Raw genomic sequence first — 15,631 nt, 5'->3', positions numbered from 1 at the left:
GCAGCAGCATTGCCTGTCAACGCATCCTCATCTGCGCCCATCTCGCGACCGGTACGGGAGGCGCGTCCTCGGCGCCAATGCTAGTTGCGGCGCTTAAAGCAGCCAACAAAGAGTGGATTTTACAGGCAGTTCAAGTACGAGGCCACGCCGAAGCGAACTTTGCTGAAATTGTTGTTTGCAGCATGGCGCAAGGTCGGATCTCCGTGCCCGCGCGGGTATCTGTCGCGTGACCTAACGGTGGTCAAACAATGGGTCGAGGATCTCCGCGCGCTGCGACGCAAGGCGGAAGCTGGAAATCTCGATCTTGATGCACTAGCGCGAGGCGAGTTCAACGAAGTTGCCGTAGAGTTCATGGAGGAGGAAAGGGGGGCTGCATTAGATAAAAACGGCTCGCGCGACCGATGCAGTCTCGCCCTCAGGAGAAGGCAAAACGACCGGGGGCGCTTCTGGCCTGGGAGGCGCGCGGCTACCTTCGCCGCGAGCCAGAGCGGAACCCGCTTCCTTTGGTGATACCTGCCGTATTGATCGCCTAACTCAGTCAGCTGCGGCCCAACGGAGTGGAGTACGAACCGGGCTTGGCCAGGTTTTGCCCCGCTAATGGCCTCGCGGCTTCGTCCAGGTTCTTGCCAGAGAAACGGCAACCAGGAACAGATTCTACTGAGCGCTTGAGCGTTGTTCCTCGTCGTATGAAAAAAAACCAAAGTCTACTCCGGTCACGTCGCCACGCCTCGCCAGTGTTTCGGCCAATGCGGGCAAACCGGAAGCTGCAGCGCCAGCTCGGCTCAGATCGATCGCTCTGATGCTCGTCAGCGCGACGATGATCCCCGGCGGCATAAAGTTTGAGTGCGGACCGTTAAGAGTCATTTTGAACAGCGATGTGGTGTTGGCGGTAGTCGTATCGTCTTGCAGATCGAAGACCGTTCCTTTTCCGTCGACTGCAAAGAGATGAAGCATCCGCGAACCGACGTTGGTGACGGTGCCGGCAACTTCGCCTCCGCTCACGCTGCCAAGCCTGGTGAAGTTCAGGTTCGGGTTGTCACTGGTCGAATCGTTGATTGTCTTGAGAAAGGCTGTGATCGGACATTGGGGGGCTTTAATGATGTGGCCGTCTATGTGAGCGTTGCCACTGCCCGATGAGGCGAGCGCGGACTTAATACGATCGAATGGCGCCATCGAGAGGCCGATGCCCTTGATCGCCATCGCGTTGTCCGATTGGGCTATGATTGAGGCGAAGAAGCATTCGTCTGGGTTAAGTGCTGAGGCTGAATTTGTCTCGTCGGACGTAGCGTTCTTGTTGAGCGCGACAGAAGGTTGCGTCGTGCCGCCGTCGCTCTGTTCCTTCGCCGATGCGACTGGCCCGGAGCTCAATCCCATATTGCCAGCGCCATCTGCGCTTGGTTTCACAGCCTTCAGCTTGCCCTCCTCGACTTGTCCCGCGCCCGTGGCGGTGCTGTCATGGATAACCTCGCTGCTGGCAAGGGGCCGATCCGAACGAGCGAAGGCTTCCTCTTGATTTGCCCGGGTGTTGACGCTGGGGTGTTCCGGGCTGGTCGGCGTCGGGTGCTGACTAACCGCGGAATTGGTACCGGGCGGCTGGGCGGTGGGTGGGGTCTGCTGATTTGCCGTCGTGTTGACGCTGGCCAGTCCCGAACCGGTCGGCGTGGTGTGCCTATTGACCGGGGTATTGGCGCTGGGTGGCTTGGCGGTGGGTGGGGTCGGCTGAACAGTTTGGCTGTTGGCGGATGATGGAGATCCGTTGCCGCCTGAGCCAACATCAGATGCTTTGTCGCCGTTCTCTGTGAGATCGGTTTTGCCATTTCCAAAATCAATCAATCCCGAGAAATATGCGCCTGTGCCGGCGATAGCTGTGATTACGAGAAATACGCCCGCGAGCAGGCCGGTTCGTGACAGTCCCACGCTCCTGGTAATTTTCGCGGCAGACTTGCTCTCCTGCGCCCGGAAAATCGTACGGCCCTTCAGCACCGGCGGAACATGCTCTACGAACTGAGCATTAGCCAAAGCCGGCCTTCTAACCGGATCGGTGGTGGCCCCGGCTTGGATAGCAACGCGCGCCGGGTCATCGTGCGCCTGCTGCGAGGAATCCTCAAGACTAGCCATCACAGCAGGAGAGCTGCGCTTCTGGGCCTCGGACAGGACGCCTTGGGCGGGTTGACCGAAAGCGCGGGGAATGGTGGCCTCAAGCGAGGGCGCCTCGGCTACGTCTGCTGGCAGCTGCAGCCAATGGGCGATCTGCGTCATGCTGTGCGGCCGGTTTTCGGGATCGGGCTGCAGCATTGCTGCCAGCAGTGGCCGCAGGCTGATGTCGATATCGCTGAGATCGGGCACCGTGCCGCGCTTCTCGATCACGTCAGCGGGGAACGAGCCCATGTCGAGCGGCTTGCCGCGCAGCGCGGCCGCCATCACCAGCCCCATGCTGTAGATGTCTGAACGGTTGGTCACCTGGCGGCCAAGCAGACCAAGTTGTTCGGGAGAGACGAAGCTGAACTTTCCAGCAAAGCTGGCGCCGAGAATAGTGTGTTCCCCGGAGCTGGCGGCTCGTGCGATGCCAAAATCGATGATCTTGGGGTCAGTCATATTGCCATGCTGCAGGATAATGTTGTCTGGCGACAGATCGCGATGGATTACGCCCGCCTTGTGGGCCAGCGCCAGTCCGCCGGCCACCGGACCAAATAGTTGTCGTGTCTCCTCCAAGGAAAGGGGGCCCGCCTTCAGGCGTTCGGCCAGGGACTGCCCTTCCACAAACTCCATGACCAGATAAGGTCGCCCGATCTTGGGATCCCGAGAGAAGGAATAGTAGCGCACGATGGTCGGATGATTCAGGCGGCCGAGGATCGTGCCCTCCTTTCGGAACAACTCGAAGACCTTTTCGTCGCCGACCAGTTCGGGACGCACCGTCTTGATGGCGACCGGCTCGCCGGTCTCGATATTGTGGCCGCGGTACACATCGCCCATCCCGCCCGACGCAAGGTGTTCGTCCAGCTGATAGGTGTCGTTGAGGCGCACACCGGGGTTGAACCGGTTCGTTGAGTGAATGCGCGTTTGCTCGAAAGACGCCATCATCGCCCAAAAGTTGCGCAGCGGACGGGTGCCCGACGCATCTATAGCCTAGCCCGGTTCATGATACTAACATCATGATGTGCCACTGTCAGACGGTTTTGCGCTGGGCGGCGATCGCATGTTCCTCGATGAACCGTACGATGGCGTCTGCGCCGTTCGTCCAGACGATCTCGTTGCAGCGCTCCGCCATTCTTTGCCGTTCCGTCGAATCGAGAAGCCGTTCGATCGACGGGTCTGCGCCGGCGAGATGATCGTCGCGGCGCAGCAGCAACGCCATACCCCGCTGCTCCGACCAGCGCGCCCGGCTGAGCTGCTGATCCATCCCTTCTGCTTCGTTGGGAACAAAGAGCGTGGGAATCCCGCCAAGGATATTCTCGTGGAAAGTGTTGTAGCCAGGCGCGCAGACCGCCGCATCGAAGGCGCGGCTGTGGCGAAATGCCGGGAACAGGTCGATCACCCGGTGCCTCGGCTCAGTCGGGATTTTGGCGCCGCCTATCGGGCGGACACTCGATCGTAGGTCGAGAACAACCACTTCAGGACGGCGCAACAACGCCGCGATCGCCGCTTCGCGTACTGGCCGCATGTCGAAATTGGTCCCGGAACCAAGCTGCAGCGCGACCACGATCGCGCCCTCAGGCAGCGCCAGTTCCCTTCGTGCTTGTTCGCGTTTTAACCGTTCTTCGGGTGCGAGCAAGAGCACGGGTGGGACGCGATGAACCTGGTGCTGATGTTCCTTGGTCGGACCCTCGTCGACCTCGTCGGCCAGTTCACCGGGCTCGATGACGGCGTCGAAACGATGGGACAGCGCAAGGAATTTGCGGTGCATCTCGCTCCACATCGGTCTGCGCAACCACACCGAATAGATGTCGTGATGACGTGCCATGGTCTCGATCACGCCACCGTAGACGGCGGTGGCATCGTAGACCAGGGCCGCCGGTGGCGCGTATCGGATCAGCAGCTCCAGTTCCAGCTCTAGCTGCGGATTCCAATCGTCGGGATCGGTGCCGAGCGCGTAATGATGTGGTATGAACAGGGTCGGATGGCCACCTTGCGAGGCCAGCGCGGCGGCATAGGACATGGTCAGGAAAAGCGGTCGCCAGTGCGGACCCATACGCTGCGAGACAGCTAGCTGTCGCGTAAGGTGACCAAGACCGACGCCATTGGAAGACAAAAAGTAAATGGTTCGCTTTTCCGTGATCGTAAGTCTCCCAAAGTCGCGCAAAAGGCTTCTAGAAAACCCCAGCAATGCGTCTGTGGTTTGCGGTCAGCTGTGTCTCGAGACGTCCCAGTCCGTCCGCACAATCCTCGCATGGTCCTCGATAAAGCGGGCTATGTCATCCGCGCCGTTCCTCCATTCGAGCTTGCGGCAGCGCGTCACCATTGCTGCACGTTCTATGGGATCCAGCAGTTGCGTGACGAGGTCGCCCGTTCGCGACAAATCGAAATCCCCGCGCAACAGCAAAGCCATGCCGGACAATTCTGCCCAGCGAGCGCGGCTCAGCTGCAAGTCCATGTTGTTAGCCTCGTTAGGGACAAAGAGCGAAGGGACCAAGCCTAGAATGTTCTCGTGGAAGGTGTTGTAGCCGGGAGCCGCGACCGCAGCGTCGAACGCCCGGCTATAGCGGAACGACGGGAAAAGCTCGATGATGCGGTGACGCGGATCGCGCGGCGGGTCAGGCGTGAAGTCAGCACGGATCGGTGATCGCAAATCGAGGATGATCGTGTCCGGCCGCGCCAGAACGGCGCCTACCACTGCCTCGCGGACCGGTCGCATGTCGAAATTCGTGCCCGACCCTAGCTGCAGTGCAACCACCGTTGCGTCATCGGGAAGGTTGAGGAATCGTCGCGCTGCCGCTCGTTCAAGCCGCTCGTCCGGCGCGAGCAGCAGTACCGGCGGGACAATATAGGCCCATTCCTTCATTGCCCTCGTCGGGCCATGGTCGAAATCGTCCGCCAGTTCGCCTGGCTCGATGACGGCATCGAAGCTGCGGGCACACTCCAGAAACCCACGGTGGATTTCGCGCCACATCGGTCGGCGCACCCATACCGAATAGATGTTCGGATGCGTTGCTAGCGCTGATATGACGCCGCCGAATACGGCGGATGCGTCGTAGGCGAAGACTCGCGGTCGCAGATGCGTAAAAAGGTCGAAGAGCTCCTCGGCTAGCACGAGGTTCCAGTCCTGAGGATCAGCACCTATACCTTGATGGTGTGGTAGGAAGTGCGCATGGTATCCAGCGTCCGTCGCAAGTTTCATAGCATAGGACATGGTTGCGAAGACGGCCTTGAGATCCGGCGTCAGCCGTTGGGCGATCGCCATCTGTTGGGCCAGATGGCCTATCCCAATGCCGTTGGTAGAAGCAAACAGCACGGAACGCACGGGCAAGGCCGACATCAGGGCATTAGAGCCCTTCAATCCCTGTTTCTGCGTCGGAATGCCGAACAACTCGTTCAGCCTTCGAGCAAACAATTCCGACCGGTGATGGTCTGCGACGAACTTCCGCGCCTTTTCCGACTGTTCGACATAAAGTGCGGTTTCGTCTACGAAGCGAGCGATGGTGGCCTTGACCTCGCACGGCTTTGCATAGACGGCAGCATCTCCGAACAGCTTGCAGAAATGCGCGGGCAGGATCACGACCAGTCCGACGGCGAGCGCCTCGAGTATGGTCCGACCGAACGCCTCCGACCATGCGGCGCTGTGAAAATAGACATAAAAATCCAGTCCGTGCAGGAACTCGGCGACGCCGTCATATGAGAAAGGCAGTATCTCCCAGTTGGGGGGCGGCGGGCCATACATTTCCTCTAGGAACGGGCCCCCGCCCAGTATGCGGATCCGATAGGCGCTGCCATCCGGGGGATAGGCGCAGATGGCGTCGGCAACATTGTCCGGCCATTTCTGTTTGTCCGGCCGGGCGTGACGTCCGATGACGACGGGCGTCGACGGGGCGCGCGGCGGGCGCGGTGGCCAGTCGGCCATGTGAATCAGGTTGATCCAGTCTTGCTCAATGACGGTCGAGCCCTTCGGCAGGCTGCGCGGCAGCGAATGCCGCACGATCTGGCTGACGGGCGCGAGCATGACATCGGTGTCGAACGCTGCGCAGCAGTTGGCGACGACCCGATCGAGATCGTACTGAATCTTGCCGGCGCGATCGAATACCGGATGGTGCAGTACGACGACTAGTTTCTGTGTGGCGATACGCAGGCGACTGGTAAAACGATTGCTGACAATCGTCGGATGATGAAGCAGGACGAGATCGGCTTCGACTTTGGACTCGGGGTCGATGCGCTCGACCCCCCCGCTGTCGATCAAAGACCTGAGGTCGGGGTGCATGGGAAAGGGGTGGCCGAGCAGCGGGCCCTTGACCGCCAGCAGGCCGATCTTCAGGCCGGCGCGCCTTCCCTCCCTGATTTCCAGTGCAAGCGCAGTCGACGTGCCGCCTTCAAAGCGCACATCTGCAATGAAGACGACGTCGAGCTTCATCATGAGGAAGCCTATGTCTGCGGCGGGATGCTCGTAGGCGCAGCTGCTGTCTGCGGCGGGATGCTCGTAGGCGCAGCTGCGAGAAACGCGTCAATATTCATGCCGTAGGACAGGATCAGCCGCGGCTTCCACTTCGCGAGAAGCAGGCCCCATCGTTCCCGCAGATAAGACTGCCAGGGCATGTCAGCGGCATGGACGCGTTGTTCGACGAGGGGTGGCATATATTCAAACGCAACGGCTTGTTCGCGAAACGCGGTGAAGTCGCTGTCGTCAGTCAAAAAGACGAGCTTGTCGGCCTTCGGGAATTTCTTTTTGATTGTTTCGATGATCTCCGGGACAAGCTTTGCCTCAACGCCAATAACGACAACCAGCACCGTGTCGAGAAGACCTCTCGACCGGTAGATGTAAGGTTCGTCGTCAGCCAGTGTCTTGCCCCTCGGCTTGGAGAACTGGCGCAGCATCGAGAAGAGTTTTTGCATTGGTTGTTCTCGCGACCGAAAGACTGGCGACTGTCCGCTGAGTTAGCGTACCAATGCGAGCTTCAGACTGTCAAACGCTGGTGTTGCGACGCGGATTTCACGGGTTCAACGAAGCAAGCCAGTCTTGGAGCCGCCTTCCGACATGCGCCACGTCATTTTCATCGGATGGGTTCGCCGCAAAGAGAGCATTCAGCTGGGCGGGTTCGCCTCCGACACGGAATCGACAAAGCACCCGGGTGAATGCATCGTTGTCGCTTTCCCGCGGCTGGGTCGCGACGCGCTCTGCGGCTAAGTCCGCCCCCTTTAGGCCAGTGACCCGCAAGACGACCGATTTGTTTCCAAGCGTCAACGTTGCGCTCGGGCCGTTAAGTTCGACCTGCGCGAGGGTGTTGATGCGCCAATCCGCTGCAACAGGCGTGTCCCCTCGGGGAAGAATTCGGTCAGCGATTGCGACGCCACGCCCAGGCAGCACGGCAACGGCGCGAACAAAATGACACGGCGCGTCGGGATCCTCAATCCGATATGCCGCTGAGAAGTCCTCAATTCCGGAGCAGGATCCGAGGAAAATGGCATGCCCCGCGGCGGCTTGGTTGTTGTCTTCGAACACTAGCGTGTTGTGAGCAGCCGTGGTCGTTCGAAAGTAACCGAAACGGGCATTAGGCGAGAAATAGCCTGGCAGGGTGTAGTCGTCGCGGCCAAGATCGCTGACAAACCGCCGGCCGTCGACCTCGAGGATAAAGCTGCCGAGATCCAAATGAGCATGGTTGATGTTGTTCGCTCCACCTTTGAGCGCGACGTAGAGATCTCCACTTCGGATGACGGTGACTCCGGCCTTAATAAAGCTTTCGGCACTCTGCCTGCGCGTTGTCGGCTTCGCAGGTGGGTCGGCGCGCCAAACAAGATCGAAAGGGCGAGGAGGGCCGGGAGCTTCCTGCTGCCATGCAGCCGCTTCAGGATCGCGGACTCGATTGGCCAGCCAACCCAAGGCATGGCAGCGATCCGGAATCGCGACGTTGTCGCCATAGTCGAAGAACATGCCCGACGGCGCTGTCATTGCCATGCCGAAGCGCCAAGTCGAGGCGAATGAGTCTGGCGAGTGAAAGCCGAGCGTCTTGGCCTCCTCAAGCGCTGCCACAGCCAAAGCCGCATAATCCGTCGCATAGGTCCAATATGTCGGACCTTCGTTGTACCCGCCATCGGGACTATATGTGTCGAGGCCGCGCGAGAGTGTGGCCACGGCCATGTCGATAACCTGTTGTGAAAGGACGGGTTGCGAACGCCGCAACGCCAGGGCTGCGATGATCGACCCTGCCGAACAAACGATGGTCCAGTTGTTCGCGGAGCGGACCCAGGCAGAGGGGAGAAGAAGAGACTCTCGAGCCGGGACTAGGCCAAATTTCATCAACGCCGCGTCGATGGCGCTGCGCTGGTCCGTTCCGAGAAACGAAACAATCCAATCTCGCCCCATGCCGACGGCAGCCATGATCTCCGCTGTGTCGATGAAATGTGTCCGGTTCCAATCCGGGAACATCGCCGCAGCGACAAGCTCATCGGCGAGCCGCGTCCGATATCTTGCATCGCCAGTGACGAACCAGGCGACGCCAAGTGTCTGCACTCGCTTGGCCAGCTGCCGCGCCACGTCGAGCAGCACTTTGCGCTCATCGAGCGTATGGCGGACCGGCAGAAGGTCCAGCATCTGGTTCGCTTCGGCCAGCAGGTGATCAGCCACTTGGCGAGCCCATCCATCGTGCTGGAGGCGCTGCCGTATTCGGTTAACGCCGCCGGGGCCGAGAAACATCATTTCAGGATTCGCTTTGTTTGTGTTCTCACCAATATCGAGGTTATCTTCGCGAATTTGACCGAATTGTAAATTATGACGGAGTTAATCTTGGCGCTAACGGGGCGCTCCGAACAAAAGAACGCGACGGCAGGATTCCCGCCATGTCTTTCTCTCTCAATTGCGAACATGATATCTTGACTGCGGACATGATATGCGGTCTTCTGGGGTGACAGCGATAGGTGACTATCTCGGAGTGTTTCGTAGTGCGTGGAGCGCTCACGGCCGTCTGAGATGAGGGGACGCCGATGGCAAGATTTTTGATTGCAAAGCTCGCTTCAGTCGCGGCTCTGGTTTCTGGTTCGATCACGCTCAGCGGCTGTCAGACCTCTGCGGGAAAGCCGGTCCTTTGCGATCCTGGCTATGCAGCTCGAGATGGTCGCTGCTATAAGGTAGCTATCAATAAATCCGGGGCGCACACCGCCGACCGTGTCGGAAGCTCGGCCTATTGAGGCATGCAGGCAGCTGCGTCGAGGAGAGGAACTGAAGGTTCCGCGATTGTTTTGGATCGGCGATCTTTTTCTCGGGATTCATCCGGCGATTTACGCGTTTCGCTCGCCTTGGGGATCCATCATGGTCGCCGCGTTCATGCTTGCTGCCATGCCGACGCAACTTGCCCATGCGCAACAGGCCAAGAGCGCAGCGCTCGTCATCGCCAACACGACCTATGCCGCGCTGCCTGTAGACAAGGATGCAGCGAGCGACGCAAAGACAATCGTCGATGCCTTGAAGGTCATCGGCTTCGAGGTCGAAATGGTATCCAATGTCACAAAAGCGGACATGGCACAGGCGATCTCCGCGACCAAGGCTCGACTTGGGAAGGGCGCGACGCTGCTTGTCTACTATGCCGGTCACGCCCTGCAGTTCGACCAGAAGAACTATTTGGCGCCGGTCGATCTGAAACTGGCAAGAGCGGCCGATCTACTGACCGCCGGCATTGCGCTGGAGCAATTGCTCGATGATTTGGGCGGGAGGCCTTCGGCGTCCACGATCGTCATCATCGATGCAGCTGAAAAGAACCCTTTGGCCGGCGGCAAGATTGCGGACGCAGACTCGATCAGCGACGGCCTTGCACGTGTCACAAGCTTGCCATCCGGTACTCTGTTGGCGTATTCCGCCGCGCCTGGCTCGGTAGCGACCAAGACTGGCAACTACGCCAGCGCGCTTGCCGCCGCTTTCAAAGCGCGGGGCAAGGGTTTGGATACAGTGCTCAAGATGACCAGGGCCCGCGTTGTGGTATCGAGTGGGGGCAATCAGATCCCTTGGGAGACCACGGCGCTGCAGCAGAGCGTCATCCTCTATCCGGAAGAGGACAAGCCTGTCGCAGAGGAGCCGAATGCATGCGATCTTTCTGCCGGCCATCCTTCCGATCCCGAGCGTGTCGGCCCGAGCGTGGACTATGCCAATCTTGACCCACAGATTGCCATCCCGGCCTGCGAGAAGGCGGTTGCCACCGAGCCCGGCAACATGCGCTTCAAGGTGGAGCTTGCGCGTGCGCTGGACAAGGCAGGCCGCGGTGAGGAGGCCGCAGTGCTGAACGCGGAGGCGATGAAGGCCAACTACATCGGCGCCTTTCACAATATGGGCAACCTTTACCGCAAGGGGCTTGGTGTCGAGCAGAACCTAGAAAAGGCGTTCGATCTATACCTCTACGCGGCGGAGCGCGGACATCCGGAAGATCAGTCAAATGTAGGTTTCATGTATATGCGGGGCGATGGCGTCGCTAAGGACTATCAAAAAGCTCGCTTCTGGTTCGAAAAGGCCGCAGCGCAGAATTGGGCCACGGCATATGACAAGCTCGGATTGCTCTATCTGAATGGCTGGGGCGTGGGAAGAGATCCTGATCGCGCCTTTGCAGAGTTCGGCAAGGGGGCGAATCTTGGCGACGCGCCATCCTTGGTGAACTACGCCAATTGTCTCAAGGACGGTGTGGGTACACGAAAAGATGCTAGGCGCGCATACCAGTATTACACTCAGGCCGCCCATCTTGGCAGCCAGGCAGCTTACATAAATCTGGGTTTTCTAAATCTGTCCGGCGAAGGGACAGAGAAGAACCTGACGGAGGCGGCGTTCTGGTTCACGCTGTCGTCTCGCGAAGGCAATGAGGAGGCGCAGAAGAGGCTCAACCAGGTCAATGCAATACTCTCGGACAGCGAGAAGCAGAAACTTCAGGAGCGGCTGGACCAGTGGAGCCGTCGCCGCTTCGGATGATTTGATCGGCAACCGATCGCGAAATCTCACAGTGACAGACGCCTCCAGAACAACGCACGTCGCGCCTGAAAGATGTTGAAGACCACGAGTCGGTGCTGTTGCTATGGTGGTTCTATATGTGAGATTAGCGGTAGTTGGCTAGTCAAACGTGCAAGGGGCGGGTAGTGAGCGACGATCGCCGAGATGAAAGGGCTTCCGTGCGTCCGCGTAACGCGCTACAATGTTGATTGTGAGCTGATGCGAGGTCAGTACGGTGATCCGTCGCTTCATTTTGATGACATTTCTAATGCTTGCCTTTGTGTGCGGTTTCGGTTCCCCGCCGAACTGTGCATTCGCGAAGGTGGCTGGGTCAGCTTCTGAGCAACGCGTGGCGTTGGTTATCGGTAATTCACGCTACGCCTCCGCGGGGCCGCTGGTCGATCCTGAACGCGATTCCAGGGCAGTTGCGGCTGCATTCTCCGAACTTGGCTTTTCTAACGTCCTGCTCGAAGCCGATCTGCCCAGAGATCGGTTTTTGTCGCGGATCAGAACGTTCGAGGAACTTGCCGATCACGCCGACTGGGCAGTTATATATTACGCCGGACACGGGATCGAAGTTAACGGTGACGACTTCATGTTACCCGTGGACACGCGCCTCCTAACGGACACGGACGTCGAAAAAGAAGCAATTTCGCTAAGCCAGCTGACTGCAGCGACAGCTAAGGCCACAAAGGTGCGTCTTGTTATTGTCGACGCATCTCGCGACAGTCCGTTCTTGATGGCTCGGAAGGCTGGCGACCACCGCAACGCTGGCGGCCTGGCGCCCCCCAAGCAAGCAGGTGACGTTGCAGTCATGTTGTCGGCGAAGGCAGGGCAGCTTGCCCGCGAAGGTGGGCAGTTTGCTAACAGCCCGTTTGTCACCTCGCTGGTGAAGTCTCTTCGCGAGCCCGGCCTCGATCTCGACTCTTCTTTCAATCGCACGCGGAACGAAGTCATTGTCGCGACGGGTGGACTTCAGCAACCTGCTCTCTACGGGACACTTCCGAAACTGGCGGTCATCGCTGCCGCGACAAAGCAAGGGGTTGCCCTGCCAGACGATGCCGCGTGGGACTCATTAGGGATCGCTGCCGATCAGACGAGTCTCGCGCATTTCACTCAGCAGTTCCCAAGAAGTCCATGGTCGGCGGCGGCGCATGTCAGATTGGCCGAACTACAACGAGCACTCGTGGTTTCAGACGCGATGCGCGTGGACGATGAAAGCGCAGCGGACACTATTGACAACAGTCCAGTCACCATTTCGTGCGGAACACCCGGGGTAGAGCTGACATTTTGTGAACGGGAAGTCGCGACGTGGTCCCGAAGCACTGGCAACAAGGTGAAGGTAATCCCAGCACCAGGGTCAATGGACGACCGACTCAGCCTTTATCGAAAGAGCTTCGAACAGCAGTCAACTGATCTGGACATAGTTCAGATCGACGTAACATGGTCTGGCATGCTCTCGGACTATTTAGTCAACCTCTACGCCTACTCAAATGGCGTAGAGAAGGAGATCTTGCCGAATGCGCTTGACGCCGCAGTTGTGAACGACCGTCTCGTCGCTATGCCTTGGTTCGTCGATTCCGGTTTGCTTTTTTATAGAAGAGACTTGCTGGCGAAGTATGGCCTCAATCCGCCTCAGACTTGGGAGGAGCTAGCTGAGAGTGCAGCCAAAATCCAGAGGGGCGAGCGGGCGCGCGGCGTCAAGAAATTTCAAGGCTTCCTTTTCAACGGCCTCGCTGCGGAAGGGCTAACGTGCTTCGCGCTCGAAATGATAAATGCCTATGGCGGTGAGGTGAAAAATGATGGGAACGGTGGTCTCTCCATAGATACCGCCGCGACCAAGCAAGCTCTGGAGACGATGACCGGCTGGATCGGAAAGATTGCTCCGAAAAGGGTTTTGGGTTTGAGCGAGGAGGCGGCGCGACAAGAATTCCAGAATGGCAATGTCGCCTTCATGCGCAACTGGCCGTACGTGCTGTACCTTGCTGAAGAAAAATCAAGCAAACTCCGAGGGAAGGTTGGCGTAACCTCGCTTCCGCGCGGCGGAAATTTGGGCAATCGCACGGGTGTTCTTGGCGGTTGGCAACTGGCAGTATCGAAATATTCTCTGCATCGTAAGAAGGCTGTCTCGCTAGTGATGTTTCTCGCCGGCATCGAGGTTCAAAAAGAACGGGCCATCCAAGGTGGCTACGCACCAGCCTTTGGGGCGCTCTATAGTGACCCTGCCGTGCTGAAGTCGAATGCGATATTCCCGGATATGTACACGGCAGCGACAAACGCCATCATACGGCCTTCGCGCTTCCTCGGCCCGAAATACGATGAATTCACCTCGACTATCAGAGAGGAAGTCGATATGGCCCTCAGGGGCAACAATTCTCCGAAGGCGGCTGCAGAAGCAATAAGCGCGCGGTTGAAGGCGATCCGCGTCCCATTGCAGAGATAGCGAGCAGTTCCATGTCAAATTGGGCTCTTGAAATAGCCCGCTAACAGGTTCTTACTTTCGGGAGCTAGGTTGGGGCTATGTCAGGTTGTGCGTGCAGTTTCTCTAGTTCTGGCAGTTGGGTCAATTGTCGCAGCAGCAACAACTCAGGTTGAGGCTCTAGAGTTCACGCCCGTTTCATCTTCGGGGCAGCCGCCGCTCCTCGTTGTTTCCGGTGAGTTCGGCGACAGTGAGCCTCTGACTGCCTTCACCAACGCTGTCGTGAGCAGCGGAGCTAGGGTAATTGTATTCAACTCCGCTGGCGGCAATGTCGGCAGCGCAATTCAGTTGGGACGTATGATCCGCGCAGCTGGGTTGGATACGCTTCAAGTTCGCCAATTGCAGTGCGTTTCGGCCTGTTCACTGGCCTTCATCGGTGGGGTTCGTCGCGTTGCCGACCCAGGCTCCATTGGCGTTCATCGCTCATCTTTTGCACCGGATAGCGGAATGTCCACCGATGAAGCGGTGGCTCGTGTTCAGGCCGGAACAGCACAGATCATGTCATACATGAGCGAGATGGGAGTGGACCCCAAGCTCATGGAATTGGCATTGAGCTACGACAAGTCCGACATGAGGTACCTTTCGGCCAGCGAAATGGCCGAGTTGCGAGTGACCAATGTCGCCGTGACGCAATCATCAGTGGATACCTCACAGGTAGCGACTAGGGCCGATCCCTCGCCCGTACCCGACGTCAGCGCCAAGCAGCAGCTTGAGAGCGCTGCCATTGCCTTCATCAAGGGACTGATAGAACACCATGGCGACGACGCGGAGATGGCTTTGGCTCAAGTTCAGACGTCCTACGCGCCAACCGTGGACTACTACGGCAAACTGACGGACCTGAATGCGATCATCGAGGACAAGAGAATCTATTTCCAGCGATGGCCTGAGCGGGGTTACAACGTCCGCGACAGCAGCCTCATGGTCACTTGCGCTAATGATCGGTGCATGGTGTCGGGCACCTACGACTGGATTGTGCGCAGCCTGCCGAGACACAAGCAGGCAAAAGGGGTGGCAAACTTCAGCTACACGATAGCGATTGGCTCCAACCCCAAAATTGTCGCTGAGACAGGCAAGGTTCAGCGTCGATAGGCGGTGAAGCCAAGCTTGTCAGTGCCCCGTCAGTTTGTGGGTCGAGGTTGAGGCCGGCTACGTTCCTAAGTGTTAGCGCGGGCCGGCGCAGCATCACCTGCAGATCGCCCGCGACGCGTCGGCGATATGGTCAGCGGTGCTTTCCAGTTCGTGCACGACTTGGTGGCGGGACATCGGTTGCTCCTAGAGGAATTTCTCGCCCGCGGCCCGATGCTCAAAACAGAACCAGTGTGGCTCCTGCTTCGGCTTGGCGATGCCCCATCCGGCATCCTTTCTGCAGCCGTCGTGCTCGCATAGATGATGCTGCACACCGGGCGGCGCGGCGCATTCCGGCTTTGGCAACCTGATCTTGTCGCTCGTGGGCAACAGGGAACGAAATGAGAACAAAGAGTCAAGCCATCGGATGCATGCCCGAGCAACCGCCAAGTGTCCGAGGGGAGCCGCCTGGACCCTGACGCATGCCCATGACGCCGGGCAGGTGGCGGGCACCCGCTGCGCGCGCTGCAACGTCACGCGCTACGACAAGCCCATCAAGGTGCGCGAAGTGATCGGAAACGTCACAATAGACGACGTGCGGGATAAGGCCCGTTGCCAACCGTGCAAAAGCCGCGAATGGATGAGCGCATCCGACCCGAAAGCAGGCGCACACGATCCGCTTCCGGTGCCCTAGTGCAGATCCGATGGGAAAAGCGCGTGATTGGCGAGATGAGTGAAGGCAGACGCCTGTCCGTCCGAGACGATCACGCCGAAGCACCGCCCCGGCCCCCCAAGCGCGCAATTAGATAAGTTAAAGGCAACTTTGGTGTGTTATACACGCTGCGTTCTCGGTGCGGATACGAGATCGATGGATCAGGAAAGACGTCTAGCCGCAGTGCTCTTAGCTGATGTCGTGGGCAGCACGCCCCTCTATGAGCGTATCGGCGACGATGCGGCTCTGCAGCAGGTTTCGGATTGCCTTG

General features: G+C 58.8%; 8 protein-coding genes. 3 read left to right on the top strand and 5 right to left on the bottom strand.

The window, feature by feature from the left end:
* Nucleotides 1–654 precede the first annotated feature (654 nt).
* The 5 genes from ACWTU9_RS32000 to ACWTU9_RS31980 form a co-directional block, all read right to left on the bottom strand.
* Complete coding sequence (locus ACWTU9_RS32000; protein WP_455861806.1) at nt 655–3,078, bottom strand: protein kinase domain-containing protein; 2,424 nt, start codon at nt 3,076–3,078, stop codon at nt 655–657.
* Nucleotides 3,079–3,166: 88 nt separating this feature from the next.
* Nucleotides 3,167–4,156, bottom strand: a complete 990-nt coding sequence (locus tag ACWTU9_RS31995) for a hypothetical protein (RefSeq protein WP_455861805.1) — start codon at nt 4,154–4,156, stop codon at nt 3,167–3,169.
* A gap of 186 nt (nt 4,157–4,342) precedes the next feature.
* The gene (locus ACWTU9_RS31990; RefSeq protein WP_455861804.1) at nt 4,343–6,562 is read right to left on the bottom strand and encodes a glycosyltransferase; all 2,220 of its coding nucleotides are present in this window, start codon (nt 6,560–6,562) and stop codon (nt 4,343–4,345) included.
* 8 nt (nt 6,563–6,570) lie between these two features.
* Nucleotides 6,571–7,038, bottom strand: a complete 468-nt coding sequence (locus ACWTU9_RS31985; RefSeq protein WP_455861803.1) for a hypothetical protein — start codon at nt 7,036–7,038, stop codon at nt 6,571–6,573.
* 97 nt (nt 7,039–7,135) lie between these two features.
* A complete protein-coding gene (locus ACWTU9_RS31980) occupies nt 7,136–8,767 on the bottom strand; it encodes a heparinase II/III domain-containing protein (protein ID WP_455861802.1) in 1,632 nt (543 codons plus the stop codon).
* Nucleotides 8,768–9,373: 606 nt separating this feature from the next.
* Here ACWTU9_RS31980 and ACWTU9_RS31975 point away from each other — a divergent pair.
* The 3 genes from ACWTU9_RS31975 (at nt 9,374) to ACWTU9_RS31965 (ending at nt 14,672) form a co-directional block, all read left to right on the top strand.
* The gene (locus ACWTU9_RS31975) at nt 9,374–11,086 is read left to right on the top strand and encodes a caspase family protein (protein ID WP_455861801.1); all 1,713 of its coding nucleotides are present in this window, start codon (nt 9,374–9,376) and stop codon (nt 11,084–11,086) included.
* Between the two features lie 253 nt (nt 11,087–11,339).
* Nucleotides 11,340–13,547 carry an extracellular solute-binding protein gene (locus tag ACWTU9_RS31970; protein WP_455861800.1) on the top strand — a complete coding sequence of 736 codons (2,208 nt, stop codon included), beginning with the start codon at nt 11,340–11,342 and terminating at the stop codon, nt 13,545–13,547.
* Between the two features lie 87 nt (nt 13,548–13,634).
* The gene (locus ACWTU9_RS31965) at nt 13,635–14,672 is read left to right on the top strand and encodes a hypothetical protein (RefSeq protein WP_455861799.1); all 1,038 of its coding nucleotides are present in this window, start codon (nt 13,635–13,637) and stop codon (nt 14,670–14,672) included.
* Nucleotides 14,673–15,631 lie beyond the last annotated feature (959 nt).

The sequence above is a fragment of the Mesorhizobium sp. 128a genome, assembly GCF_053848025.1.
This window is presented reverse-complemented; position numbering and strand designations above follow the sequence as displayed.